Origin of the sequence: Filifactor villosus (assembly GCF_042652965.1) — a bacterium.
Taxonomy (GTDB): Bacteria; Bacillota; Clostridia; order Peptostreptococcales; family Filifactoraceae; genus Filifactor; species Filifactor villosus.
The window spans coordinates 51,833-75,329 of record NZ_JBHSHL010000013.1; the positions used below are offsets into that span (position 1 = coordinate 51,833).

Annotated in this window: 25 protein-coding genes and 1 pseudogene; 19 read left to right on the forward strand and 7 right to left on the reverse strand. The window is 44.0% G+C overall.

Annotation, left to right across the window (positions count from 1 at the left end; genetic code table 11):
• The first annotated feature begins 261 nt into the window (after positions 1–261).
• Positions 262–1,017 (forward strand): HAD hydrolase family protein, encoded by a 756-nt coding sequence (locus ACFO4R_RS03355; protein WP_379787597.1) that lies wholly within the window; start codon positions 262–264, stop codon positions 1,015–1,017.
• 890 nt (positions 1,018–1,907) lie between these two features.
• Here the strand turns inward: ACFO4R_RS03355 and ACFO4R_RS03360 are convergent.
• Positions 1,908–2,615, reverse strand: coding sequence for an AIM24 family protein (locus ACFO4R_RS03360; protein WP_379787598.1), 708 nt, complete (start codon positions 2,613–2,615; stop codon positions 1,908–1,910).
• A gap of 10 nt (positions 2,616–2,625) precedes the next feature.
• Complete coding sequence (locus ACFO4R_RS03365; RefSeq protein WP_379787599.1) at positions 2,626–3,393, reverse strand: TerD family protein; 768 nt, start codon at positions 3,391–3,393, stop codon at positions 2,626–2,628.
• Positions 3,394–3,494: 101 nt separating this feature from the next.
• Between ACFO4R_RS03365 and ACFO4R_RS03370 the strand changes: the two are divergent.
• Positions 3,495–3,686, forward strand: a pseudogene (locus ACFO4R_RS03370) (hypothetical protein); the annotation flags it as partial.
• Positions 3,687–3,875: 189 nt separating this feature from the next.
• On the opposite strand, the gene ACFO4R_RS03375 reads toward ACFO4R_RS03370, so the two are convergent.
• On the reverse strand, positions 3,876–4,547 hold the full coding sequence (locus tag ACFO4R_RS03375) for a nitroreductase family protein (protein ID WP_379787601.1): 672 nt from the start codon (positions 4,545–4,547) through the stop codon (positions 3,876–3,878).
• A 140-nt stretch (positions 4,548–4,687) separates the two neighbouring features.
• Between ACFO4R_RS03375 and ACFO4R_RS03380 the strand changes: the two genes are divergently transcribed.
• Together ACFO4R_RS03380 and ACFO4R_RS03385 are read left to right on the forward strand one after the other, a co-directional pair.
• Positions 4,688–5,482, forward strand: coding sequence for a hypothetical protein (locus ACFO4R_RS03380; RefSeq protein WP_379787602.1), 795 nt, complete (start codon positions 4,688–4,690; stop codon positions 5,480–5,482).
• A 281-nt stretch (positions 5,483–5,763) separates the two neighbouring features.
• On the forward strand, positions 5,764–6,273 hold the full coding sequence (locus ACFO4R_RS03385; protein WP_379787603.1) for an O-acetyl-ADP-ribose deacetylase: 510 nt from the start codon (positions 5,764–5,766) through the stop codon (positions 6,271–6,273).
• A 508-nt stretch (positions 6,274–6,781) separates the two neighbouring features.
• Here ACFO4R_RS03385 and mnmH read toward each other — a convergent pair.
• From mnmH to ACFO4R_RS03400, 3 genes are all read right to left on the reverse strand, one after another.
• Positions 6,782–7,822, reverse strand: a complete 1,041-nt coding sequence (gene mnmH, locus ACFO4R_RS03390) for a tRNA 2-selenouridine(34) synthase MnmH (RefSeq protein ID WP_379787604.1) — start codon at positions 7,820–7,822, stop codon at positions 6,782–6,784.
• Between the two features lie 310 nt (positions 7,823–8,132).
• Complete coding sequence (locus ACFO4R_RS03395; RefSeq protein WP_379787605.1) at positions 8,133–8,681, reverse strand: YfcE family phosphodiesterase; 549 nt, start codon at positions 8,679–8,681, stop codon at positions 8,133–8,135.
• Positions 8,682–9,023: 342 nt separating this feature from the next.
• Positions 9,024–9,824, reverse strand: coding sequence for an NAD(+)/NADH kinase (locus ACFO4R_RS03400; RefSeq protein ID WP_379787606.1), 801 nt, complete (start codon positions 9,822–9,824; stop codon positions 9,024–9,026).
• Between the two features lie 509 nt (positions 9,825–10,333).
• Between ACFO4R_RS03400 and ACFO4R_RS03405 the strand changes: the two genes are divergently transcribed.
• The 3 genes from ACFO4R_RS03405 (at position 10,334) to ACFO4R_RS03415 (ending at position 13,469) form a co-directional block, all read left to right on the forward strand.
• The gene (locus ACFO4R_RS03405) at positions 10,334–11,275 is read left to right on the forward strand and encodes a hypothetical protein (RefSeq protein WP_379787607.1); all 942 of its coding nucleotides are present in this window, start codon (positions 10,334–10,336) and stop codon (positions 11,273–11,275) included.
• A 200-nt stretch (positions 11,276–11,475) separates the two neighbouring features.
• Positions 11,476–12,420, forward strand: coding sequence for a hypothetical protein (locus tag ACFO4R_RS03410; protein WP_379787608.1), 945 nt, complete (start codon positions 11,476–11,478; stop codon positions 12,418–12,420).
• Between the two features lie 212 nt (positions 12,421–12,632).
• Positions 12,633–13,469, forward strand: coding sequence for an RluA family pseudouridine synthase (locus ACFO4R_RS03415; RefSeq protein WP_379787609.1), 837 nt, complete (start codon positions 12,633–12,635; stop codon positions 13,467–13,469).
• On the opposite strand, the gene acpP is transcribed toward ACFO4R_RS03415, so the two are convergent.
• Positions 13,466–13,711, reverse strand: coding sequence for an acyl carrier protein (acpP, locus tag ACFO4R_RS03420; protein ID WP_379787610.1), 246 nt, complete (start codon positions 13,709–13,711; stop codon positions 13,466–13,468). The two genes, ACFO4R_RS03415 and acpP, sit on opposite strands and share 4 nt — an antisense overlap.
• A 300-nt stretch (positions 13,712–14,011) precedes the next feature.
• Here acpP and trmB point away from each other — a divergent pair, with 300 nt between their 5' ends.
• The 12 genes from trmB to era all read left to right on the forward strand — a co-directional run bounded on the left by trmB (position 14,012) and on the right by era (position 23,436).
• Positions 14,012–14,659, forward strand: coding sequence for a tRNA (guanosine(46)-N7)-methyltransferase TrmB (gene trmB, locus ACFO4R_RS03425; protein WP_379787611.1), 648 nt, complete (start codon positions 14,012–14,014; stop codon positions 14,657–14,659).
• An 85-nt stretch (positions 14,660–14,744) separates the two neighbouring features.
• Positions 14,745–15,770, forward strand: coding sequence for a LacI family DNA-binding transcriptional regulator (locus tag ACFO4R_RS03430; RefSeq protein ID WP_379787612.1), 1,026 nt, complete (start codon positions 14,745–14,747; stop codon positions 15,768–15,770).
• Positions 15,771–15,784: 14 nt separating this feature from the next.
• Positions 15,785–15,970 carry a hypothetical protein gene (locus ACFO4R_RS03435; protein WP_379787613.1) on the forward strand — a complete coding sequence of 62 codons (186 nt, stop codon included), beginning with the start codon at positions 15,785–15,787 and terminating at the stop codon, positions 15,968–15,970.
• A gap of 17 nt (positions 15,971–15,987) precedes the next feature.
• Complete coding sequence (gene hpt, locus ACFO4R_RS03440; RefSeq protein ID WP_379787614.1) at positions 15,988–16,530, forward strand: hypoxanthine phosphoribosyltransferase; 543 nt, start codon at positions 15,988–15,990, stop codon at positions 16,528–16,530.
• Positions 16,531–16,811: 281 nt separating this feature from the next.
• Complete coding sequence (locus ACFO4R_RS03445) at positions 16,812–17,552, forward strand: class I SAM-dependent DNA methyltransferase (RefSeq protein ID WP_379787616.1); 741 nt, start codon at positions 16,812–16,814, stop codon at positions 17,550–17,552.
• Between the two features lie 297 nt (positions 17,553–17,849).
• Positions 17,850–18,047: a hypothetical protein gene (locus ACFO4R_RS03450; RefSeq protein WP_379787618.1), complete on the forward strand. Its 198-nt coding sequence runs from the start codon at positions 17,850–17,852 to the stop codon at positions 18,045–18,047.
• Complete coding sequence (gene hslO, locus ACFO4R_RS03455) at positions 18,016–18,900, forward strand: Hsp33 family molecular chaperone HslO (protein WP_379787619.1); 885 nt, start codon at positions 18,016–18,018, stop codon at positions 18,898–18,900. The genes ACFO4R_RS03450 and hslO overlap by 32 nt, the downstream gene beginning before the upstream one ends.
• A gap of 12 nt (positions 18,901–18,912) precedes the next feature.
• Positions 18,913–20,262, forward strand: a complete 1,350-nt coding sequence (locus ACFO4R_RS03460) for a DUF512 domain-containing protein (RefSeq protein WP_379787620.1) — start codon at positions 18,913–18,915, stop codon at positions 20,260–20,262.
• A 368-nt stretch (positions 20,263–20,630) separates the two neighbouring features.
• Positions 20,631–21,632, forward strand: coding sequence for a PhoH family protein (locus ACFO4R_RS03465; protein WP_379787621.1), 1,002 nt, complete (start codon positions 20,631–20,633; stop codon positions 21,630–21,632).
• Positions 21,633–22,115: an rRNA maturation RNase YbeY gene (gene ybeY / locus ACFO4R_RS03470; protein ID WP_379787622.1), complete on the forward strand. Its 483-nt coding sequence runs from the start codon at positions 21,633–21,635 to the stop codon at positions 22,113–22,115.
• Positions 22,116–22,123: 8 nt separating this feature from the next.
• A complete protein-coding gene (locus tag ACFO4R_RS03475; RefSeq protein WP_379787623.1) occupies positions 22,124–22,531 on the forward strand; it encodes a cytidine deaminase in 408 nt (135 codons plus the stop codon).
• The gene (gene era, locus ACFO4R_RS03480) at positions 22,531–23,436 is read left to right on the forward strand and encodes a GTPase Era (protein ID WP_379787624.1); all 906 of its coding nucleotides are present in this window, start codon (positions 22,531–22,533) and stop codon (positions 23,434–23,436) included. Before ACFO4R_RS03475 ends, era begins: the two co-directional genes overlap by 1 nt.
• The last annotated feature ends 61 nt before the right edge of the window (positions 23,437–23,497 follow it).

The following is a 23,497-nucleotide window of genomic DNA, read 5'->3' on the forward strand; positions in this document are numbered from 1 at the left end:
ATATGGATTGCCGTGCGAAAATTTATACGATTATCTATTAGATTTGACAGGTGGAACGCTTTTGAAGCATATCATCTTCAAAATTGTTTTTTGGTAAGGATAGATGTTTCATACCCGGCAATTTCAAACGGAGAATAGTATTAAAAAGAGAATAATATAACCGCATATTTGGATAAATAAGGATGATCAAAAAACAGGGAGTTGCCGGAGAAGAATCTTCTTCGGCTCTTTGTTTTTGTACAGGAAGGATGGAGAGACAAGATGATCTTTCACACGGATTTGGATAATACTCTCATATATTCTTACAAACACAATATAGGAAAGAACAAGAGGATGGTGGAGAGGTATCAGGGCAGAGAGATCTCTTTTATGACAGAGTTCACTTATGAAATGCTGAAGGATGTCAAGGATGAGATAATGGTTGTTCCTACAACGACAAGAACAAAGGAGCAGTATAAGAGGATCAATTTGGGAGTAGGGAAGTTTCCTTATGAATTGGTGTGTAACGGAGGAGTTCTTCTCATAGACGGAAAACGTGACGAGAATTGGTACGAAGCCTCGGTGGAGTTGGTAAGAAATGCCAGAGAGCTTCTCGACGATTCGGTGGAGTTTTTGAAGAGGGATGAGAGGACTGCCTTTGAAGTAAGGTTTATCGAGGAACTCTTTGTTTTTACAAAGTGTAATGAGGTGGAAAGTGTGGTAAAAGACTTGAGAGAACGCCTGGATCCGACAAAACTTGATATATTTCACAATGGAAGCAAGCTTTATGTGATCCCGAAGACCTTGGCTAAGGGCAAAGCGCTTGAGAGGATGAAGGAGTATACGCAAGGAGGACATATTATTTCCGCAGGAGACAGCGACTTCGACATATCGATGTTTGAATATTCGGACCTGAGCTTTGCTCCCGAGAGTCTTGCGAAAAAGGCATCTCTGCCGTCAAAGACAGTGGTATTGTCTGAAGATGGTCTATTCTCAGAAAAAATGCTTCATGAGATTTTGGTATTGCTGTCTTTTTAGGCGGTGTTTTTTCCTGCTGTTCTCTGATGGAAGGATGAGATCATCCATCTCTATGAATAGAAAAATTTGTTATATCTCCTATAGAGTAAGGGACGTTGATAGCGACAGTTCGGATCGATGATGTATAAATAACGGAAGTTGTACCTTGCTGTATGGATGCTATTATCTATTAACATTGACAGGTTGAGAATTTTGAAGTATAGAAACCTCCGAATTGTCTTTTGATACTATTTTTCAATAGAAGTGTGGATATATCTATTTTTCGATGACGAAAAACCATGTTGTCTTCTATGGGTCACAGATTGTTTATATCCACGATTCAAAAGAATAGTAGTGTAGCGGCACGTTGAAATTCACGGTAATTTCGACTTTGATATGAATTCTTTCGGTTTATAACCGAGATAAGAAATAAAGCTAAATATCAATATGTCAGGACAGTAGTATGATAAGTATATATTGTGCATATTCGGCATTTCTATCGCAGAATAGTATATAAGAAAAAGAGGAACAAAAAAACCGTACACCCCCGGATTGAGGAAGGGTACGGTTTTTTAATCTGTGCGGTATTGCCTTCGCATATACACGTTTGCACAAGATTTTTGGCAGTTTTTGATAGTACTGTTACCTGATAAAATGGAAGGGATAATACTTTGGAGTATACCATCTCCGATTGTTTTTCGCTCATTCCATAATTCTGTATATCCGGCATTTCAAAGAGAGAATAGTATAAACAGCTAGAGGAGGTCTTCAGCTATTGAAGCCCTCACAGGAAACCAAAAAACTCCGGTGTAATGGCACATTGAAATTCATAGTAATTCCAACTTTGATAAGAACTCTTTTGGTTCATAACCGAGATAAAAAATAAAGCTAAATATCAATATGTCAGTATATTAGTCCACAGAAATGCTGATTCCGCCACGTCGTTCGGAAGGCTGCACAATTACTGTAACAGGCTGATTTCCCATCCATTCATAAGAGTAAGACTCTCCCGAAGCTTGACCGATAAAAGTCTTCCAAGATACATCGGTTTTGATATAGGGATCACAGTAACCGTTTTGGCTCATCCAGCAGATAACGGCATCGGGGTCGACCGAAATGTTCGAGCCGTCATGCAGATTGCTTAAGACAATCGGGTTTCCGTCTGAAAGAACTGCCACATAAGCGTCCTTCCCGTTTCCGGTCAATGTCGAGGTGGCAAGACCTTTTTGAGAAAGCACCCCTGAACCGATAAAGCGAACATTGTACTTACAATCCTGTGTGAAGGCAAGGATGTTTTCCGACTCTACGGACACGACTTCTCCAACTTCAAGCTTATAGATGACGATATGCTGCCCGTAGCTTGCATAGTAGGTAACGGAGTCTCCGTTCAGAGTTACCTTCATTAGAGGGATATTTTCTCCCGTGGCCCGTCTTACAAGTGAGCCTAAGGCTGCTTGCATAAAGTTTTCCTGAGGACCGAGTAAGAGTTTTTCGAACTTATAATTTTTATTTCCTTGGTTTTGACCGCAGATAAAGGCTCCCGCCTTAGCAAAAATAACATCGTTCCCGGAACATGTCACTTTTAGAGTCAATTCATTTACCGTTTCAAATGTAATCATACGAACCTCCCTAGTTTACTTGTACTCCATATAATTCACAGAGTCCGGCAAGATCACGGGCAACACCGTTACCTACCGAACTGAATTTCCACGCACTGTTATATAGATAGACTTCTCCGATCATCATAGAGATGACATTGTCATAATAATCGTTCATGGCAAAACTTACCAATTCATTTCCGGATGGATCCACGACACGCATATAGGCATCCTCGATCATTGAAAAGTTTAGATTATGTTCAAAAGCCTCATTGATCGTCAGAACAAAGACTATTTTTTTGACATTTGGATGAAGCATTCGAAAATCAATGGATACCTTCTGCCTGTCTACACTTTCGTCCGTCGATAAGAGGATGCTTTTATCGGGGCTCTGGGGCTGGCCGTAAAAAACAAACCAATCATCACCTAAGACCTTTCCGTTCTCTCCCAGAAGAAAGGCGGAAACATCCACATCACACTGTGAGTTCTTGACATTCCATCCGAATAACGCAGATAAAGAGGAAGAATTCGTTGCCAGAGCAACCTTCTGCCCCTTTTGAATCGGGTGATTCAAGGTCGGAATCGGTTTTTTGGAAATCAGCTCTGTTTGAGTAGGCGAACTTGGCGTAGCTTGCATAGAAGAATCCGTGCTTGTGGCAACCGGACCTTCGGAAGACCAGGTAGGCTTGTTCAGACTGAGAACATTCTGAGCGTTCACTGTAGCCTGTACCTTGGAACGGTTTATGGAAAGAACCGTGTTTTTGTCAACAGAACCCTTGGAATGCATAGGAATAACCATAGGTCAACCTCCTTTTTGGCTTAATATGCCTTATTGTATCAAAAAAAACGGAGAATTTCTATATAAAATAAAGGGAAAATAAGTGAGAAACGAAGAAGGAAAACATCTTGGAGTTGAAACTGAGTAAGGATAATATAAAGGCAAGCGGAAAAGACAGGATGCTCACAGCACCGGTCATCACAAGAAACAGTAGGGTGATGTTGCCTTTGACGGATATACAAAGAGCCTTGAAAGATTTACACTTGGATGTGGAAGTCAAGTGGGAGCATAAGAGCAAGACCGTAAGGAACTAAGGCCTTCAAATAAGAAGCAAATAAAAAATACCCGATCAGAGATGATCGAGTATTTTTTTTATGGAAGTAGGTCTTTATACTATTATCTATTAAAATTGTCCGGTCGAGAAGTTTGAAGTCTACGATTACTCAAAACGTTTCAGACAAACATATATTCTGTTTACCTGACATTTTAAACGGAGAATAGTACTATACCTCCTCCCAATGAAAGTTCTCTTTTCCGGCTCCGAGTTCAAAGTGGTATTTGACGATCCCCAGGTCGATATCGGAACAAAAACCTCCGGTGGCCTTTGCAGAAACGTTGTTTCCGTTCAAAGAGAAGAGAAATTTCTGTTGGTTGACGGCAGTGGGAGCCAAGAGAGCGAACTCGATACCTTTGCGAAACCATTCGGGAGCTTCTTGTTTGGGATCGGTCACCTGTTCAAAAGATTTACTTTTTCGAGATTTCCCCTGAGTTTTTCCGTAGCCGACGGAGATGACACAGACGAGTTTTTCGCCCTCACGAATATGGGCTTTCTGCTTTCCTTTGCGAAAGGTCAATGCGACCCAGCAGGTGTTCAGACCCAGTTGCTGTGCCTTTAAAACCAAGCGTTCGCCATAGTATCCCGCCCGTTCGTTCAGGGAATTATTTTTTTCTCCGACTATGGCGATATAATTAGAGACGTTTCGAAATTTGCCATAATGAGCCAAAAATCCTTTGAAGGTATCGGGGTCTTCGGTGATCAGCTGAATCTGAAGATCGCCTTCCAAATTGCACTGCTCGATCTCATCCTCCAATTGTGCCAAAATACTGCCTTCGATTTTTTCGTCCTTATATTCCCTCACACTGTGTCGTGCCTTAACGGCTTCCGATAGATCCATAGTTTCTCTTCCTTTCTTTTTTCGTTTCTTATACAAAATGGGATACAAACAGTCTACTGAGAAAATCTTACCATAAAATTGGATTTAAGACAAATTCGTAGTATAATGAACGTAACTAAGCAGAGAAAGGAAGATAGGTGATGAAAAAGTATTGCGTTATAAAAACATGGGCAAGCGTCTGTTTGATCGGGGCTTTTCTTTTGACGGGATGTGCAGGAGCTCCTTCTTCAAATGAAGGCGAGAAACCGGAGCAGGCTCAGGAAGAAGAGAAGAAGGAAGAGGAATGGCTCCCCGTCATTCTCGATGAGGAGATGGTAGAGTCCTATGTTAAGTACGATGAGTTCGGAAAAAATGATAAGAAGGCCGCCATCTACAGTCTGTATTTCTTTACGACGGACAAGATCCCGGACTATTCCGAGGAGGCGGATGGAAACATCGTTGTGGAAGATATCGACGAAACCAATGCAATCGCCAAAATTTATTACCGCGATGATTCCATCGACGAGGTCAAGATTACCAAGGATATGGATAGAGGAGGCAGTTGGATCCCTCTGGAATATCGCGAGGCACAACCGGCTCGGTTGGAGGAAAAGTTTGTGATTATCAGCTATAAGGACGGGAATTATTATTACGATGAGGCGGAATGGGTAAGCGATTTTCAAGAAGAAAGGATCGAAGAACTCAAAGCGCTCGGAGTGAGCGATATGGGCTTTGAGAACGGGTACTATGTCTACAATGAAAAGGAAGAACTTCTTCCTCTTCCCATTGATGAAGAGACCAAGCTCTATGTTTTGGATCCTTCTCTTACCCATTTTAATAAGGTGGAAGAGAGTGAATTTCGCACAGGAGTCGAAGAAGGAATGTTCTACGGATATCACGAAATCTACATGAAAGATGAAAAAGTCGTTAAGATCTTTCAGAACTATGTGCCCTAAAATCCGACTTGGAGAAGCCGGGCAAATCTAACCGCCTATATCAAAATCCGATAGAATTCTCGGTTGTGCAGGTTGTGAAAGAACTTGAAACAGGTTCTATCGTATTTTTTCAAGGACGGGGTATCTCCTGAGCCGAAAAATCGGTGTAAGATCAGTTCTTTACGGATGAGTACAGTTGCTTTTTGTTGCAGAGAGTTTGAATATTTGATAAAATCGGAAAAGCCCTGTGTTTTTGTGAGGATTTTTCCGTGTTGAAGGTGCAAGAAGAGGAGGTAGGGAGGATGAAGATCGAAGTAAGACTTGGAGATATTACGGAGTTTGAAGGAGATATCATTGTAAATGCCGCCAACAGAAGCCTTTTGGGGGGTGGAGGTGTCGACGGTGCGATCCATCGAGCTGCCGGAAAAGAATTGTTTGAAGAGTGTAGGACTTTGGGAGGTTGTGAGACGGGGGAAGCCAAAGTGACCGAGGGTTATCGGCTGAAGTCGAAGTATGTCATCCATACGGTGGGACCGATTTACTCCGGGAGAGCACAAGATTCGGTTCTGTTATCAAACTGCTATCGAAACTCTTTGAAGCTTGCTAAAGAGAAGAGCTTGACCTCCATCGCCTTTCCGGCGATCTCCACGGGGATCTACGGTTATCCTTTGGAGGAAGCTGCGAGGATTGCAATTAAGACTGTCAGCGAAGAACTGCAATGTATCGAGACATTGGAGAAAGTAGTCTTCTATTGCTTCTCCAAAGAAGCCTATGCTCTGTATAGAGAGTTGCTCGAGGAGGCGAATCTCTAATTTTACCTCGGATTTATAATACCATCCTTCCTTTGAGTTGTGGATATAAACAATCTGTGTCCCATAGAAGACAGACCGATTTTTCGCGGGTTGAAAAACAGATATATCCATACTTCTATTGGGAATGGTATAAAATGCAAAAGGTTGTTATATCGAGATTTTGGGTAATTGCATCCCCCGTATAGGATTCATTCTATGCTGATTTTTGAACTGTGCGGTGTCGCCTATACAAAGAGAGAAGGTCCGAGATAGGAATGTGCTTGAAACAAGATTTGCATGCACGTTTCTATCTCGGACCTTATTATTTGGTTTTATGATATGATGTATTAAAACTCACGGGTTGAACACTTTGAAGTATAGGATCCTACGAATCTTTTTTTGGCGATCATCCCCCGGCGTTTCTATCGGAGAATAGTATAAAATTGACAGAAAAATATAATCATCCAAAATTTTTCTGTAAGTATCTATTCTGTACATCCGATAGTTCAAACGGAGAATAGTATTACAATCACTCTTCTTGCGGATAATAACTTTGTTTCCACATGAGAATCTGTTCAGCCGTTTTTTTTGTATCCACATGATCAAATTGAGAGACGACGGTATAGTCTCCCTTGGTATATTTATGGTCGTAGTAGTTTTCGATCAATTCGCGAATAACGGGAGGATAGTTGTTTTTTCTCACTTCTTCAATAAATTTATCCACTCGTTCGTTGGAGAGGTACTTTCTGAGTTTTTCAAGAGCCTCTATAATATCGCTGTCCGTGTTGCCCGTATACTCTTTCAGGATTCTATCCACCCTGCTTTCCAAAGGAGAGGTAATGTTGATTGCCACTGCATTTTGAATACTCTTGTAGATATAAGGGGGCAAGATGACCGAGCCGATCCGCCTGCTTTCCGCCTCCATAAATACATAGTTGGTCTTTCGGGTCTTGAGCTCGTCGTAGACGAGGGACTCGAAGGTCTTTTGGGAGTTGGTCGCTCCCAGACCTACGGATCCCAGCAAAGAACCTCTGTGGTTGGCACAAGCTTCCAGGTCCAGGACATCCATCCCTCTCCTCCTCAACTCTTGAAGGAGCTGTGTTTTTCCGCAACCGGTGTTTCCGCTTAAGACGATCGGTGTCAATTCTTCAAAGATCTGAGGGAGCTGTGTATTGATAAAGGCACGGTAGGCCTTATATCCTCCGTGAAGCTTCCAAACATTGATATGCAGTGATTTTAGAAGAACAAATAAGGACTGACTTCGAAAACCTCCACGTTCACAGAAGAGGACGACATGATCGTAGTTTCGCGTTTGTGTAGTGATATTTTTATACAAATCCGGAAGTTTTTGAGAAACAAAGGAGATTCCCTGTGATTTTGCCATCTCTACATCCTTTTGGACGTAGAGGGTGCCGACGATCTCACGCTCCTTATTGTTCAAAAGAGGAAGGTTGAGGGATCCGGGAATGGTCGAACTCTCGTACTCTCCTTCACTTCTGAGATCGATGTAGAGGATACGTTTTGAAGCATCAATGTTTTGCAGTTGTTCAATGGTCATTTCAGGGTACATAGTTTATCTCTCCGGTGATTAATAGTATGCAGTTACGAAAGAAGAGCGAGTACAAGACGTTTTCGAGAATCGGCGTTTGCCCATATCTTCTTTTTGAAACGGCAGAGTTTTTGTAAATTGCAAGGAAAATACCGCACAAATACGAGATCTTGATTTTTCTATCAAATTTCAAACAATGAAAGTTTATCAGATCAGGAATTTCATCCTTGACATAAAATTGACTGTGTGCTGATTTTTTGAATTATGCGGTATTTTTTACGGCTTTATGTTCAGTGATACGATTTTAATGCCGTTAATGATAGTAACACTATTAGAGGTTTTTTGTAAAGTATTTTTGGAACGAATGGGGGTATATGGTCAAGATTTTCTTTGAAACAACATCAAAAATCCGAATTTCCCGTTCATCCATGACCGCAAGACTGTGAGAACCGTCACGAGGTCGTCCCAAGCTTCCGGGATTGAGACAGAGGAGTCCTTCCACAACATCAAGGTATCTACAATGTGTATGCCCCGATACGAGAAGGGAGCAGTTTCGGGACTTCGCTTCTCGGACATACTCGTAGAGAGGTCTCCGGTTGCCGTGGGTCATAAAGATACGCAGGGAATTGTATTCGATGATACGCTCGCACAGCGATATATCATGGCGAAAACCCTGATGGAATTTCCCGTCACAGTTTCCGCGAACGAAGTGGAGGTTGTCTATGGAGTTTAAAATATGGAAGAGTGGATCACAGGGGTGGCAGTAGAATTGGAAGATATCTCCGGTGTGCAAGACCATGTCACAGTCGGACAGATAAGGCAGAGCCATCTTCAAATAGTATTCTTCACCATGGGTATCACTGATAAAGCCGATTTTCATAAGGAATCTCCTTGCATTATAGATTCATACTATTTTTCAATAGAAGTATGGATATGTCTGTTTTTCAACCCACGAAAAATGAGTTTATCTTCTATGGGTCACAGATCATCTATATCCATAACTCAAAAGAAGAGTAGTATCAAACGTTTCAATAGCCGATGTTGATTTGCTTGGTTAAGCCTCGGGCTACAAAAACAGGGCTGTAAAAGCAGCGTACAAATGCAAACTCCCGATTTTCCTTTGAGTTTATAAAACACCAAAGTGTTTCATATCAAACCTTTCAAGAATTTCGTCCTTCACATAACGTCAGTTTGCGGATTGTTTGAATTGTACGATCCGTTCCTATAGAAACTTGTCCGTTACCTTGTTCCAAAATTCGTAGTTTTGCATCCGGACCAGATGGATACTCTCTTTACACGTCGTTACCTGCAATTGTTTGAAGTCGTTGTAATGTTTTTGGACTCCGTCCAGAAGAAGAGAAATGTGATTACGATCGCTTTCTTCCGTTCCGATCTTGATATCGGAATCCCAAGACGAGATGATACTGCTTGTAAAAGAGCGGTAAGCATTGGTGTTGAGTGGAGCAAGGGGGGTCAACTGTAAGGTCTTTATGGACGGATCGACAATAGCGCCGCCTGCGGAGTAGTTGTAAGCGGTGGAACCGGTCGTGGATGAAATAATCAGACCGTCGCCTCGAAAACACTCGATAAAGGTACCGTTGATCCTCAGATCCAAGTGCACGGTCTTGCCTAAAGAAGAACGTAGGACGATGTCGTTGATTGCCTTGACGGAGCGGACTCTGTCCTTGTAGAAGATGTCTGCGGACAGAGGGTAGATCTCCTGGATGCTGTAATTTGCGTTTTGGTAGGCGTGGATAAAGACATCGAGTTCATCAGGTTGAATGTCCTGAAAAAATCCGAGATGCCCCGTGTTTACACCGACGATGGGAATTTTTGGAAAGTGAAAGTCGTGCATTGCCTTCAAAAAAGCACCGTCACCTCCGATGGCGACCAAGAGTTCTTCGCTTCCGTCATAGGTAAAACGTGCATCAAAACCGGCTCGGCAGAGTTTTTCCTTCAAGAGGTTTGCTACCTGCTCGGAGACGGCATAGTCATTGTAAGTTATGGTAATCGATTTTTTCAAGAGAAGTACCCCCGTAATATAGATCTTGTCTATCATTATATCACAGAAGACGAGGAAAGATACAAGGGGTTTCTTCTCTTTTGGAAACAACGGGAAAAATTTGGAGAAGTTAAGAGAGTGCTGTGTTTTGTTTGATCCCTTCAATCCGGTGTCGGAAGAGGTATCTTCGAGTTTTTATATACGGAAGTGATCTAAGGTATTGAAGATATGGTCGGAATATAATACAATGATACAAATGCATATTCACGGAATACTGAAATTCAGGGCGACGCGAAGGGAAGAACAAATAAGGATGAAACAGTTTATTTTTGTCGTCTTGGTAGATATGGGGGAGGGTCCGGGTCAGGTTTTTTGAAACCACCATCTTTCGTATCAAATCGGTTCTATTTCGTCTCATTGAATTATGAGGTGGTGCTTTGGATAAGTCATATACTTGTTTTTTCTGCGGTTCAATCGTGAAACGCTATAGAATTGACGGATGATAGGAATAATATAAAAAGGAGGGGTTTATGGGGGACTTGACGTACAATATCTTTATGATGTCTCTTGTGATCTTTGTCGTTCTGACGATAGGAAGTGCCAATTTTAAAAAACCTTTGAAACTTTGGGGGATCCTGATTTCTGTAGAAGGAGCGGGGCTGTTTTTTTATTTCCCACTCTTCAAACCTTGGGCAGGTATTTTGATTGCAATCGGTTTGTCTTACCTCATTCGAGGATCTCGTATCATCGGTTATCGAAGGACCCGGATCGAAAACGACGGTTGGAAGAGAAAAAAACTTTTGCCATGGATCCGAGAAGGTATTGAGGGAATGAATCTTCGTCAAAGGATCGGAAGAGGGCTCTGTCTGGCACTTGCCTGCGCCCTGTCCTGCTACTTCCTCTTTCAGGCCCTGACTTCCGGGAAGGATGGCATCGGCGGAGCGATCATCCTCTCCATCCTCATCTTTTACTACGGATATCAACTTCTTTGTATCGTCCTGCTTCACATTTTGGGTCCTCTCTTTGTCATTGAAGAAGAGGTGAGGCAGGCTCGTCTCGGCGGAGTTGTAATGGTCAAGTGGAATATGGGCAAAGGGGTCTATATCAACAACCCTCACTTTATCTTCGAAACGGGCGAGATCTTTGTGACCTATCGGATGTATTTGAGAAGGTTGAGGGAGAAAACGGGGCTTCTCTGTGAGTATGTGGTCTATACCGATATCTTCGGTATGGAGTTTATTAAGGAAGAGCCCGAAGTCATCTCCTACGACAAAAAGAAGGTGAATCCTCCCAAGAATCCGAGTTATAAGGAAGATCTTGCATACTATGACGGGATCATTGATGAAATGGAAGAGGAGATGGAGGAGAGGAGAAAACGAAGGTGGACGAATATTGTTTTGATCGTCCTTATCTTAGCGGCTTCGCTCGTGCTTCCTCTGATGTTTTTCCAACATTTTATGTCTTTGAGATGACATCATTGACGAAATCTATAATTAACCAAAGTTTTTTTTGAAAAGGTCACCTTGTATTGGATGTCGGTCAGGGTCTTTCTCGTCTATAATCAACCGAAGTTTTTTGGAGAGGGTGTAGTTTCTTTCTCTGACAGTTTAAATGGAGAGCAGTTTGAATGGTAGCTTGATGAACAATGTAGTTGAAAGGAAGGAGAAAAAAAGTGACTAATATACAAATTATGGATCATTTGAGATGGATTGTTGTAAGTTGTTCCGTTCTTACCTTTGCACTTCTCAGTATAGCTACGTTGAGTTTTAAAAAACCGCTCAAGTGGTGGGGGATCTTTCTGTTTATTATAGGTATTGAGTTGTTGGCATACTTTCCGCAGTACAAACAGTGGACATGGTCACTCCTTGCCGTTGCCATCCTCAATCTTGTGAAAGGGTTTTGGATCGTCGGTTACAGGAGGGAGGTCATCGGAGAACCCGTGTGGAGACCGGGACAGATCTTTTCGAGCTTAAAAGAACATATCGACCTGCTAAATTCCAGACAGAAGCTGGGCAGAGCATTTTGCCTTACACTTTCCGTCCTCTTTGTCATAAACCTGTTTTTACACAACAAACACTCCGTTCATAAAATGGGAGATATCATGCTGTGGACCCTCCTTTATCCGCTGATTTTGTATTATGTATATCAGATCCTGTGCATCGTGTTGCTCTACATCGTCTCTCCCATTTTTGTGATCGATGAGAAAAAAGAGGAGTCCTGTCTCAATGAGATCATAATGGCGGATTGGCACATGGGCAAGGGAATTTATGCAAAAAATCCCCACATTGTCTTTGGGGAGGGAGAATGTTATGTTACTTACAGAACCTTTCTGGGCAAATTGAAGGACCGAATCGGCAAGGTATGCGAATATACGGTCTATACGGATATCTTCGGAACGGAGTTTCTTATGGAGTGTCCGGAACCGGTATCGGCTACACAGGGAGAAGCGATAGAGGTAGATGAAACAAAGGAAGAGGAGGGAAAATCTCTCTTTGCAAGTTTCTTCCAATTCAACCTCGGCAAGAGAATGCAGAGCATTGGAATTTTTCTTCCGTTTTTCATCCTCCTGTTTGTCAGTATCCTGCTTCTCTTTAACTACTTTTTTCCAAAGAAGTAGAACGTGATATACCCATTGGAAAAATTGTTTTTCTTATGGGGATGATAGGTTTTTCTGTGCAAGCTCAAAGAGAGGTTTTTGAGTAGGAACTGATATCGGCTCAGTCTTTGTAAGCATACAAGGCAAAATTAGAAAAGGGGTTAATAAGATTTATGTGGATAGAAGGTTTGCAGACATATAATACTCTTTGTTGGAAGGCGGAGAGTAATGAAGTGCTAAAGAAGATCCTAATTGAAGAGATGGGGATCTCTATCAGAATGATCTCCGAACTGAAAAAAAGAAGGGCGGTCAAGGTCAACGGAGGATTCGTCAAAAATCATGACAAGGTCTTTGTCGGAGATGTGATCGAGGTCGACTTGGGTACGGACAGGAGCGAGTATGAGCCGGAGTATAAAGAACCGGAAATCCTGTATGAGGATCACGACGTCCTTGTTATAAACAAAGAGCCTTTCACCGTTGTTCATCCCACGAGGAACCACCCGGATCATACTCTGCTCAACTATATGGAGGGATACTTCAGACAGGCGGGAATCCAAGAAAGGGTCCGGTTTATCAACCGGTTGGACAGGGATACTTCAGGTCTTTTGCTGATTGCAAAAAACAAGTTCTCCCACTTTCAGATGTCGAAAGAACATCAATTCGGAGCTATGGAAAAAATTTACCTCGCCTTGGTGGGAGGAAGATTGGACCGAAAACAAGGAGTTATCCGAGAAAAGATGGGAAGACGTGATGAAGAGAGCATCAAACGTGAGGTGTTTGAGGGAGGACAGATGGCAATTACCCATTATCGGGTTCTAAAAGAAATGCAGGAAGCCTCTCTGGTGGAATTGAAGCTCGAAACAGGAAGAACACATCAGATCCGCTGTCATATGGCCTATCTCGGTCATCCTCTTCTCGGAGATGAACTCTATGGAGGCAGGACGGATAAGATAGGCAGACAGGCTCTTCATTCCTACATTCTCCGCTTCAAATCTCCAAGGGTGGAAGGCTTTGTCGAGCAAAAAGCAAAACTCCCGCAGGATATGCAGGAGCTTTTAGATCAACTTTAAATATCATCGTCTTCCGAAGTGTGAGCTTCAATGTATTCTACGACATTTCGGATGGTTTCAAGTTTTTCCAGATCTTCGTCGTTGAATTCCATGTTGAAACGGTCTTCGAGTTCCATTATAATATCTACGGCATCTATGGAATCGGCATTTAAATCATTGCGAAGATGAGAATCCATTGTAATTTCGCTTGGATCAATATGCAATTGCTTTGCAATTACCTCCTGTACAACTTCAAATATCATTCGTTACCCTCCTGTTCCTAAAGGTTTATTATCTGGTGTTCGAAATTAAGTGTAATACAAGAGAAATCATTTTTCAAGTACTAAATCGTAAAATTTGGGAGGGGATGTTATCCGAGCACTTTTGTTGCGAGGAAACATCTCGCGAAGGGACACAACTGATTTCTGTTGTCTTATGAAGCACAGAAAGTTTTTGAAATCAATATTTTGATCATGTGCTGTACAGGTAGAAAACGACTCTTTGCGTTATTTTATGAAATACGGGAAGAGCGTCAAATAAACAGTTCGGGAAAGAGGTATAAGGTGAGGTATAGAAGACCCAAACATTATCGCGAAAAACTAAAGAGGGAAGAAGAATTCTATTATATAGAAAGCCCTGAACTCTATAAGGGAAGATGGAGACAATTCTCGAAGGAAGAAGGAAGGCTTCTGCTTGAGATCGGTATGGGCAGGGGGAGCTTTCTTCATGAGATGGCACAGAGACATCGGCAGGATTTTTTTCTGGGGATGGAAAAGTTGGAGGCGCTGTTGATACAGTCCTGTGAGAGGGCGAGGGAAAATGGGATTGAGAACCTTCGTTTTTTGGGAGCGGATGCGTCGAACCTTCGGGAATATTTTGAAGAAGATGAGGTGGACGGGATCTATCTCAATTTTTCGGATCCGTGGAAGAAGAGCAGGCAGGCGAAACGGAGGCTGACACACATCGACTACTTGCAGACCTATTCCGCGATCTCAAAAAACGGAGCCTTTCTCCACTTTAAGACGGATAACAGAGAACTCTTTGACTTCAGCGTGGAGTCGCTTAAACATTCCGATTACGAGATCGAGTATTTGAGTTTCGATCTGCATGCAGATGCTTCAAGAAAGGACAACGTGCAGACCGAGTACGAAAAAAACTTTTCTTCTCAGGGCATACCCATCTGCAAGGCGGAGTGTAGGCTCAAAAAATAGGAAGTTTTTCTGAACTACTTGAAATTCTCTTTGGAAACGAGTATCATTAAGGGTATTATCCTAAGGTGAACCAAGGAGGGTGTGTATGGCCATTACAATCAAAGATGTGGCAAAAATGGCGGGAGTATCCATCTCTACGGTATCGAGGGTCTTGAACAACTCGAAGCCGGTGTCGGAGGATATTCGTGAGAGGGTGGAACAGGTCATCAAGGAGACGGGCTATGTACCTAATCCCGTTGCAAGAAGCCTTGTTATGAGAAAGAGTAGAATTATCGGTGTGATCGTTCCCAACATATCAAACGGAAGAATAGGAGAATATCTCAGCGGGATAGAAGAAGTCGGAAGGATGTATCAATATGATCTCTTTTTGTGTAACTCCTACGGAGAGTTGAAGGAAGAGATGAAATATGTGGAACTGCTGCGTTCCAAACAGGTGGCGGGGATGGTCTTTCTTTCGTGGAAGTTGCAGGAAAAGGTCGTGGACTTGATAAAGGAAAGTAAGATACCGACGGTTTTTGTCAGTAAGAACACGGAAGAGTTTGAAGACATCCATTCGGTAGGTGTCGATCACTTCCACGCCGCTTATGACATGACGAACCATCTCATCGGTCTGGGGCATAAGAAGATCGCTTTTCTTCGGACTTCGATTGAAGATGACATCCAGGACTCTACCGTGTTTAAAGGATATGCCAAGGCACATTCCGACAACGGTCTGGATATATCGATGAACTATGTTCTGCAGGGGGACGCATCCTCGGATTCCGGATACCACTTGGCTAAGCAACTGATCGAAATGAGAGAGGGAAGGCCCACAGCGATATTTGCCTCGTCGGATGAGGCTGCGGCCGGAGCTTTAGGTGCTGCGATCGATACCGGACTTAAGGTTCCCGATGACATATCGATAGCAGGCTATGCGAACACGGCGATCACTTCCCTGATTCGTCCGGCTCTAACGACGATACATCAACCTCTGTACGATATAGGAGCGGTATCGATGCGTTCGTTGATCAAGAACATCGAGGGGGCACAAGATGTGCCTGAGACGATAAGGCTCGCCTATTCCATTGTGGAGCGAAGTACGACGAGAGCTCTTCGGGAAGATGAGAAGTAATGGAGGGAGAGGCAATGGAGTTTTTTTTGAATCCCAGAGTGATCCTCAATGCGGTCATCTTTTTTGCGGTGGTTCTTTTGATTGTTCTGCTCAGTATACAGAACACCTTGAATCAAATTTTGAACACCCTTAAGAAGATAAAACAGACCAACGACTATTCGGAACAAAAACGGTATTCGCAAAAAGATGAAGAGAGATAAAGGAGACTGTAACACCTATGGATATACAAAAAAAGGTTTGGGAGACGCTTTGTTCAAAAGAGAAGATCGAAGCTAGGCTCAAGGAGATGGGACAAGAGATCTCAAAGGATTATAAGGAGAAGAACCTCTTGGTTATCTCCCTTCTGCGCGGAAGTTTTATCTTTGCTGCAGATCTCGTCAGAGAAATCGAAGTTCCCTGTAAGATCGAGTTTATGACAACATCGAGTTACGGACATGCCCAAGAGAGCAGCGGAACGGTGCAGGTGGTACATGATGTCGCTTCGGATTTGACCGATTACGATGTGTTGGTGGTCGATGACATCATCGATTCGGGGATTACGATGGAGTTTGTGAAGAACTATTTGAAAGAGAAGAATCCTGCGAGTGTCAGGACCTGCGTCCTGCTTGACAAACCCCGGCGCAGAAAGGTCGAGATCGAGGCGGACTATGTCGGTTTCGAGATCGAGGATAAGTTTGTCGTGGGCTACGGTCTGAATTATGGAGACTATTTCCGCAATATTCCCTATGTGTTTGCAGTAACGGATCAAGATAGAGATTAGAGGATACATCCACAGCTTCTGTGGATTTTCTTTTAGTATAAAGGGCTTTTTTTACGGGCTATCGTTTATACGGATTCCCGTCAGTACGATTGTCTATTCAAGTCGGTGATATCGATCTCCTTTATTCGGGGGACGAAAAAACGGATTTTTGTTTTTGCAGATATGACTGTGTTTCAAACGTAGGGCGGTATCACAGACCTGTATCGGAGATATAATAGACAGGATAACAGGTTTTGTCTGAGAGGGATTGGAGATCTGTTTGTCGAGGAAGGAGCAGGACTATGGCATATGAGGCGGTTTCAAGGGTCTACGACGCCTTGATGGAGGAGGTGGACTACCAACTTTGGTGTGATTTCATGGAAGAACTTTTCACCTCCAAGACGGAGGGGGTCCGTCATATTCTTGAGTTGGGCTGTGGAAGCGGGATCATGACGGAAAAACTCTTGGAGAAGGGTTACGAGGTGGTCGGAGCGGATGTTTCCGAGGAAATGTTGGAACTGGCTTGGGAAAGGGTCTGTCGTTATGGAAACAAGGCCATCCTTATGCAACAGGACATCCGTGACCTCGACTTTGAGATTTATGAGATCGACTGCATTCTCTCCTCGAACGACACCTTCAACTATCTTACACAAAAGACGCAGCTGGAAGAACTCTTCTCCTACCTCTATGCAAGGCTGAAGGTCGGAGGGAGCCTTGTGTTCGACATCTCATCGGAGTACAAACTCTCCACGGTCTTGGGCGACAGAGTCTACGGACAGAGTTTTGAAGACATGGCATATCTGTGGGAGAATGAGTATGACGAGCAAAGCAGAGAGCTTACGATAAGGGTCAATGTCTTTGAACAGGAAGGGGAAGTCTATCGAAGGTACGAAGAGGTACAGGTACAAAAAGCCTATTTCAAGGAAGAAATTGTAGAATTGCTTGACAAAACAGGGTATAAGGATATTGAAGTGTATGGAGATTTTTCGCGGGAACACATGGAAGAAACCTGTGAAAGATGGTTTTTCTGTGCAATAAAGTAGAGACATAGGGATCCGAGAAAATAATGTATACTATCATCTGTTAGGAAGACACCGCATAGTTCAAAAAATCATCGTAAAATCACTTTTATATAAGCACTGAATTTCTCGAAGAGTTTGATTTTACAAGGGTTCATTTCTTGCAAATCAATAGGGAGATTAAGATTTCACATTTGTGCGGTATTGCCTTGGAATCGACCGCTTGGATGCGTGGAATCGTCTTATAATCCAAGTTGTTTTTCGGCAATGATACGTCCGTATACTTTATATTTCAAATGGAAGATAGTATTAGGAAATGCCGTGCAAAGACACAAACGGAATTATATCGCTTTGCGAAACGCGAAAGGTCCCTTCGTCGATCGGGAATACCTGTACCGCAGGGCGATCGAAATAAGGATGATACAGGCAGGAAGACGGTTTTCACAAGGAAGCCGAAGCAAGATAACAAGGAGAAAAAGGAGAACTTATGGGAAGAATTATAAGAGCGATATCGGATAACAAAACCATCAATATGATAGCGATCGACTCCACCGATATGGTGGAAGAGGCGAGGAAAATACACAAGATGAGCCCTGTGGCGACCGCCGCCTTGGGCAGGAGTATCAGTGCAGCATCCATGATGGGACTTATGCTGAAGGAAGAACGCGGAAAACTCACCCTCCAGATCAAGGGGGACGGTCCTCTGGGTATGATCGTGTGTGTAGCAAATTCCGAAGGGACCGTAAAGGGGTATTTAAACAACCCCGATGTGGATCTTCCGATCCGAGACAGTGACGGCAAACTCGATGTCGCTTCGGCGGTGGGAAGAGAAGGGACGATATCGGTGATCCGGGATCTGGGACTGAAGGAACCCTATATCGGGCAGTATCCGATCACGAGCGGGGAAATCGCGGAAGATCTGACGCAGTATTATGCCAATTCGGAGCAGGTACCTTCCTCCGTTGCCCTCGGGGTGCTCATCGACAGGGACCGTTCCGTAAAGGCATCGGGAGGTTTCATTGTCCAGCTGATGCCCGATGTAACTACGGAAGATATTGAAGTGCTCGAGCGTAATCTGAGAGGAGTGCTTTCGGTCTCCCACATGGTGGAGGAGGCGGAGAGCCTCGAGCAGATCGTAGAAGTGATTATGGGAGAACTGGGTTTCACCGTTATTGAGGAGACTCATCCTCAGTATCTCTGTGATTGTAACAAACCGAGGATCGAAAGAGCCCTTGTCAGTTTGGGAAGGGAAGAGTTGACGCAGATCCTGGAAGAGGACGGACAGGCGGAACTTACCTGTCACTTCTGCAACAAAAACTATCTGTTTTCCGAGGAGGACTTGGCTCAGATGATCGAAGCTTGCAAAAGATAGGGAGGTCCTTCGATGGAATTAAAGGGAATGAGGTTTCAAAATATCATACATTCCATTGAGCAAGGCTCCATCGCGGAAGAGCTTGGGATCGAACCGGGTGATATCCTTCTCTCCGTCAATGGGGAAAAGATCGAAGACATCATAGAGTACAATTATCTCACGGAAGACGATTATTTGGAAGTTGAGATCCAAACACGGGACGGCGAGGTCGTAGTTTTTGAGATCGAAAAAGACTATGACGAGGTCTTAGGCCTTGAATTTTCCAATCCGATCATCGATTCCGTGAAAAGCTGTAGCAACAAATGTGTTTTTTGTTTCATCGATCAACTTCCTCCGGGAATGAGGGAGACTCTCTACTTCAAGGATGATGACTCGAGGCTGTCCTTCCTTCAGGGCAACTTCATCACCATGACGAATATGAAGGACAAAGACATCGATAAGATGATCCGATATCGGATCAGTCCCGTCAACGTTTCCGTGCATACGACCAACCCGAAGCTGAGGGTCGAAATGCTGAAGAATCGGTTTGCGGGGGATATTATGAACAAGATGAGAAGACTTCATCAAGCCGGGATCACGATGAACGTTCAGGTCGTGGCCGTGCCGGGGATGAATGACAAGGAGGAGCTGATTCGAACCGTTACGGATCTCGAAGAATTCTACCCCCAAGTCGAAAGCATTGCAGTCGTACCTGTGGGTTTGACAAAGTTCCGTGAAGGTTTGGCAAAGATAAGACCCTTTACGAAGGAAGAGGCGAGGGAAACCATAGCGCAGAACCGGAACTTACAGAAGAAGTACTATCGAAGATGGGGGACCAGGTTCGTCTTTTTGTCCGATGAGTTCTATATTATGGCGGGAGAAGAGCTTCCGAAAGCGGAAGAATACGAAAACTTCATCCAACTTGAGAACGGAGTCGGTTTGATGAGAAAGTTTGAAGGTGAGGTCAAGGCGCTCCTCTCGTTAGGTGATCTCCCGCAGGTAAGTCCCAAAAACCTCCACTTGGCGACAGGCACCTCCGCCTATGAATTTATGAAAGATATCGCAAGGATGGTCAGTGAGACGATCCCACAGATTAAGATCGAAGTGCATAGGATTGTCAACCGTTACTTCGGTGAGACGATCACCGTAAGCGGCTTGATCACGGCTACCGACCTCTTGGACCAGCTTGAGGGGATCGACCTCGAAGACGGCCTCCTTCTGCCGAGAGTCATGATGAAGGCGGATGAGACGGTGTTCTTGGACGATTACAGTGTGGAGGAGTTTGAGGAGAAACTCGGCTATCCCGTCATCGTTTGTGAGGTAACGGGAGAAAGCTTTTTGAACGGGATCTTAGGTGCGGGGAAGCAGTTTTCTCCATCCTGAAACCGGATTGAAAAACGCTTTGAATATCGTAATACTATGAGCTATTATGATTGACAGGTTGAATGTTTCGACGCATAGGATCATCCAAGTTGTTTTTTCGGCAGTGATAAGTCTGTATATTAGTCATTTCAAACGGAGAATAGTATAAAATTCGAGTTGTATTAACGGATGAGTTATACTATTATTCTTTTGAGTTGTGGATATCAACGATCTGTAAACAATAGAAGACAGAACAATTTTTTGCAGTCAAAAATAGATAGATCCATACTTCTATTGGAGAATAGTATTAAACGGGATCGATATAAGCGGTTTGTAAAAGCGATTTTTTTGGGTTATAATAAAAAGCAAAAAAGGAGGAGATTCGATATTTGAAGACGGAAAAGGTGGTCGATCAGTTCAGCGAACGTTTTCAACAGGAATTGTTCGGGAACTTCGACAGAAATGTAAAGAGGATTGAAGAGTTTTACGGAATAGATATTTTGCTTCGCTCGGGCGAGATCGTCCTGGTCGGCGAAGAGGAGAAAGTTGCACGGGCAACGGTGTTGATGGAAGAACTCTATCGCATTGTCGACGGAGGAGAACTGCTCGATACACAGAAGATCAACTACGCGATCGGCAGCATCGAGGACAATTCGGAGGAAAAACTCTCCACCGTGTGCACGGACAGGATTCTGCTTTCGGCTAAGGGTAATGAGATCAAGCCCAAGACGGTCGGACAGAAGAAGTATGTAGACAATATAGACAAACACGACATCACCCTCTGTGTGGGACCGGCAGGTACGGGGAAGACCTACCTTGCCGTTGCGATGGCGGTGCGGGCTTTCAAGAGAGAAGAGGTCTCAAGGATCATCCTGACAAGGCCTGCGGTCGAAGCGGGGGAGAGTCTGGGTTTTCTGCCCGGAGACCTGAAGGACAAGGTGGATCCGTACCTGCGCCCCCTCTACGATGCCCTCTTTGACATCATGGGCTCCGAGAAGTTCTTGAAACTTTTGGAAAGAGGCGTGATCGAGGTTGCGCCCCTCGCCTATATGAGGGGGAGGACCTTGGACAATTCCTTTATCATCCTGGATGAGGCGCAGAATACGACGAGGGAACAGATGAAGATGTTTTTGACAAGGCTGGGTTTCGGCTCAAAGGCGGTCGTGACGGGAGATATTACACAGATCGACCTTCCGGGAGGCAAGGTCAGCGGTTTGATGCACTCCCTCAAGATCCTTGAGAACGTCAAGGGGATCGCGGTAAACTACCTCAATGAAAAGGACGTTGTAAGGCACGAGTTGGTACAGAGAATCATCAAGGCCTATGAAAAGTTTGAGGCAAAAGAAAAATATAAGAAGGAAAAAAAGAATGCCGGAAAGGCAGGAAGATAGATGCTTAACATTTTGTGGGATGTGCAAGGCTATGAAGATTTTGCCGGAGAGGCCGAAAAGGAGCGCTTGAAGAGCCTGTTTGAGTTTGTTATGGCTCAAGAAGGTCTTCGGGGGGACTACGAGGTTTCTCTTTCCGTGACGGACAAAGAAGAGATCAGGCAGGTCAACTGCGAACATCGAGGAATCGATGCCGTGACCGATGTGCTCTCCTTTCCGATGTATGAAAGGCGCGACCTCGACAGAATAGAGGAGAAGAAAGAATATGAGCTCTACGAGGTATCGATCGGAGACATCCTGATATGTGCCGATAAGATCAGGGAACAGGCACAGGAGTTCGGTCACTCTTTGGAAAGAGAGTTCTGCTACCTGGCAGTACACTCCATCCTCCATCTTCTGGGCTACGACCATATGGAAGAAGAGGATAAGAGGCGGATGAGACAGAGGGAAGAACTGGTCATGAAAGAGTTTGAGATTGAGAGATAGGGGGAAGTATGAAGAGTTTTGACTTGTTGAAACTGGCGGAGGAAGCAAAGGGGAACGCCTATGTTCCGTATTCGAAGTTTAAGGTGGGAGCGGCGCTTCTCACCAAGGGAGGAAAGGTATATACGGGATGCAATATAGAAAACGCTTCTTATGGAGCCTCCAACTGTGCGGAGAGGACGGCCATCTTCAAGGCGGTGTCCGAGGGCGAAACGGAGTTTGAAAAAATTGCCGTTGCCTCGAGTTCTCGGGAAGAAACTTGGCCTTGCGGAATCTGCAGACAGGTCATGGTCGAGTTTTCGAAAGAATTGACCGTGGTTCTGGGCGATACGGAAAAAAATGAGGTACATGAATATTCCATCGAAGAACTGTTGAGCCATTCTTTTTCGGGGTTGGATATTAAAGGAGAGAAGATATAATGGAACAGAACCACAAGTCGGGCTTCGTCAGCCTGGTAGGAAGACCGAATGTCGGGAAGTCGACAGTCATGAATCATCTTGTGGGCGAGAAGATCTCGATCGTCAGCAACAAGCCTCAGACGACGAGGACAAAGATCAGCGGGATCTACAACGATGAAGAAAGCCAGATCGTCTTTGTCGATACGCCGGGGATGCAAAGTCCGAGAAACAAACTGGGCAAGTATATGCTCAAGGCCTCCAAGTCGTCCCTGCATGACACGGATGTCATCGTCTATGTTGTCGATTCCTCCGGCTTCATCGGAAGAATGGATAAGATTATCATCGAGAACCTCAAGCAGACTTCCCAAACCAAGATCCTTCTGATCAACAAGATCGATGAGATCACAAAGGACGAGGTCCTCGCAAGGATTGCAATGTACAGCGAGATCGGTATCTTTGACGAGATCATCCCTATCTCCGCACTCAAGGGTGAAAATATGGGATCGATCGTTCCGACGTTGAAGAAATACCTGGTCTACGGACCCAAGTTCTACCCGGAAGAGATGTCGACGGATCAGAGTCTTAAGGTCATGGTCTCCGAAATGATCCGCGAAAAGCTCCTCCTCTATACCCAGGAGGAGATCCCCCACGGCACGATGGTACAGATCGAAACTCTCAAGGAGAGAAAGGACAAGGACATCATCGATGTGGAGGCTATGATATTTTGTGAGAGAGATACCCACAAAAGGATTATCATAGGCAAGGACGGAAGAAAACTCAAGGGTATAGGAATGGCTGCTCGAAAAGATTTGGAAGAACTCCTCGGAAAGCAGGTCAACCTGTCTTTGTGGATCAAGGTAAAGAAGAATTGGAGAGATAACCAAAACCATATCAGGAACTTCGGCTTTGATGAAAAGGAGATTTAGGGCAATACTGCACAAAAAACCGTTTTTCTGTGTAGAGAAGAGGTCATTGACCTTGGATATT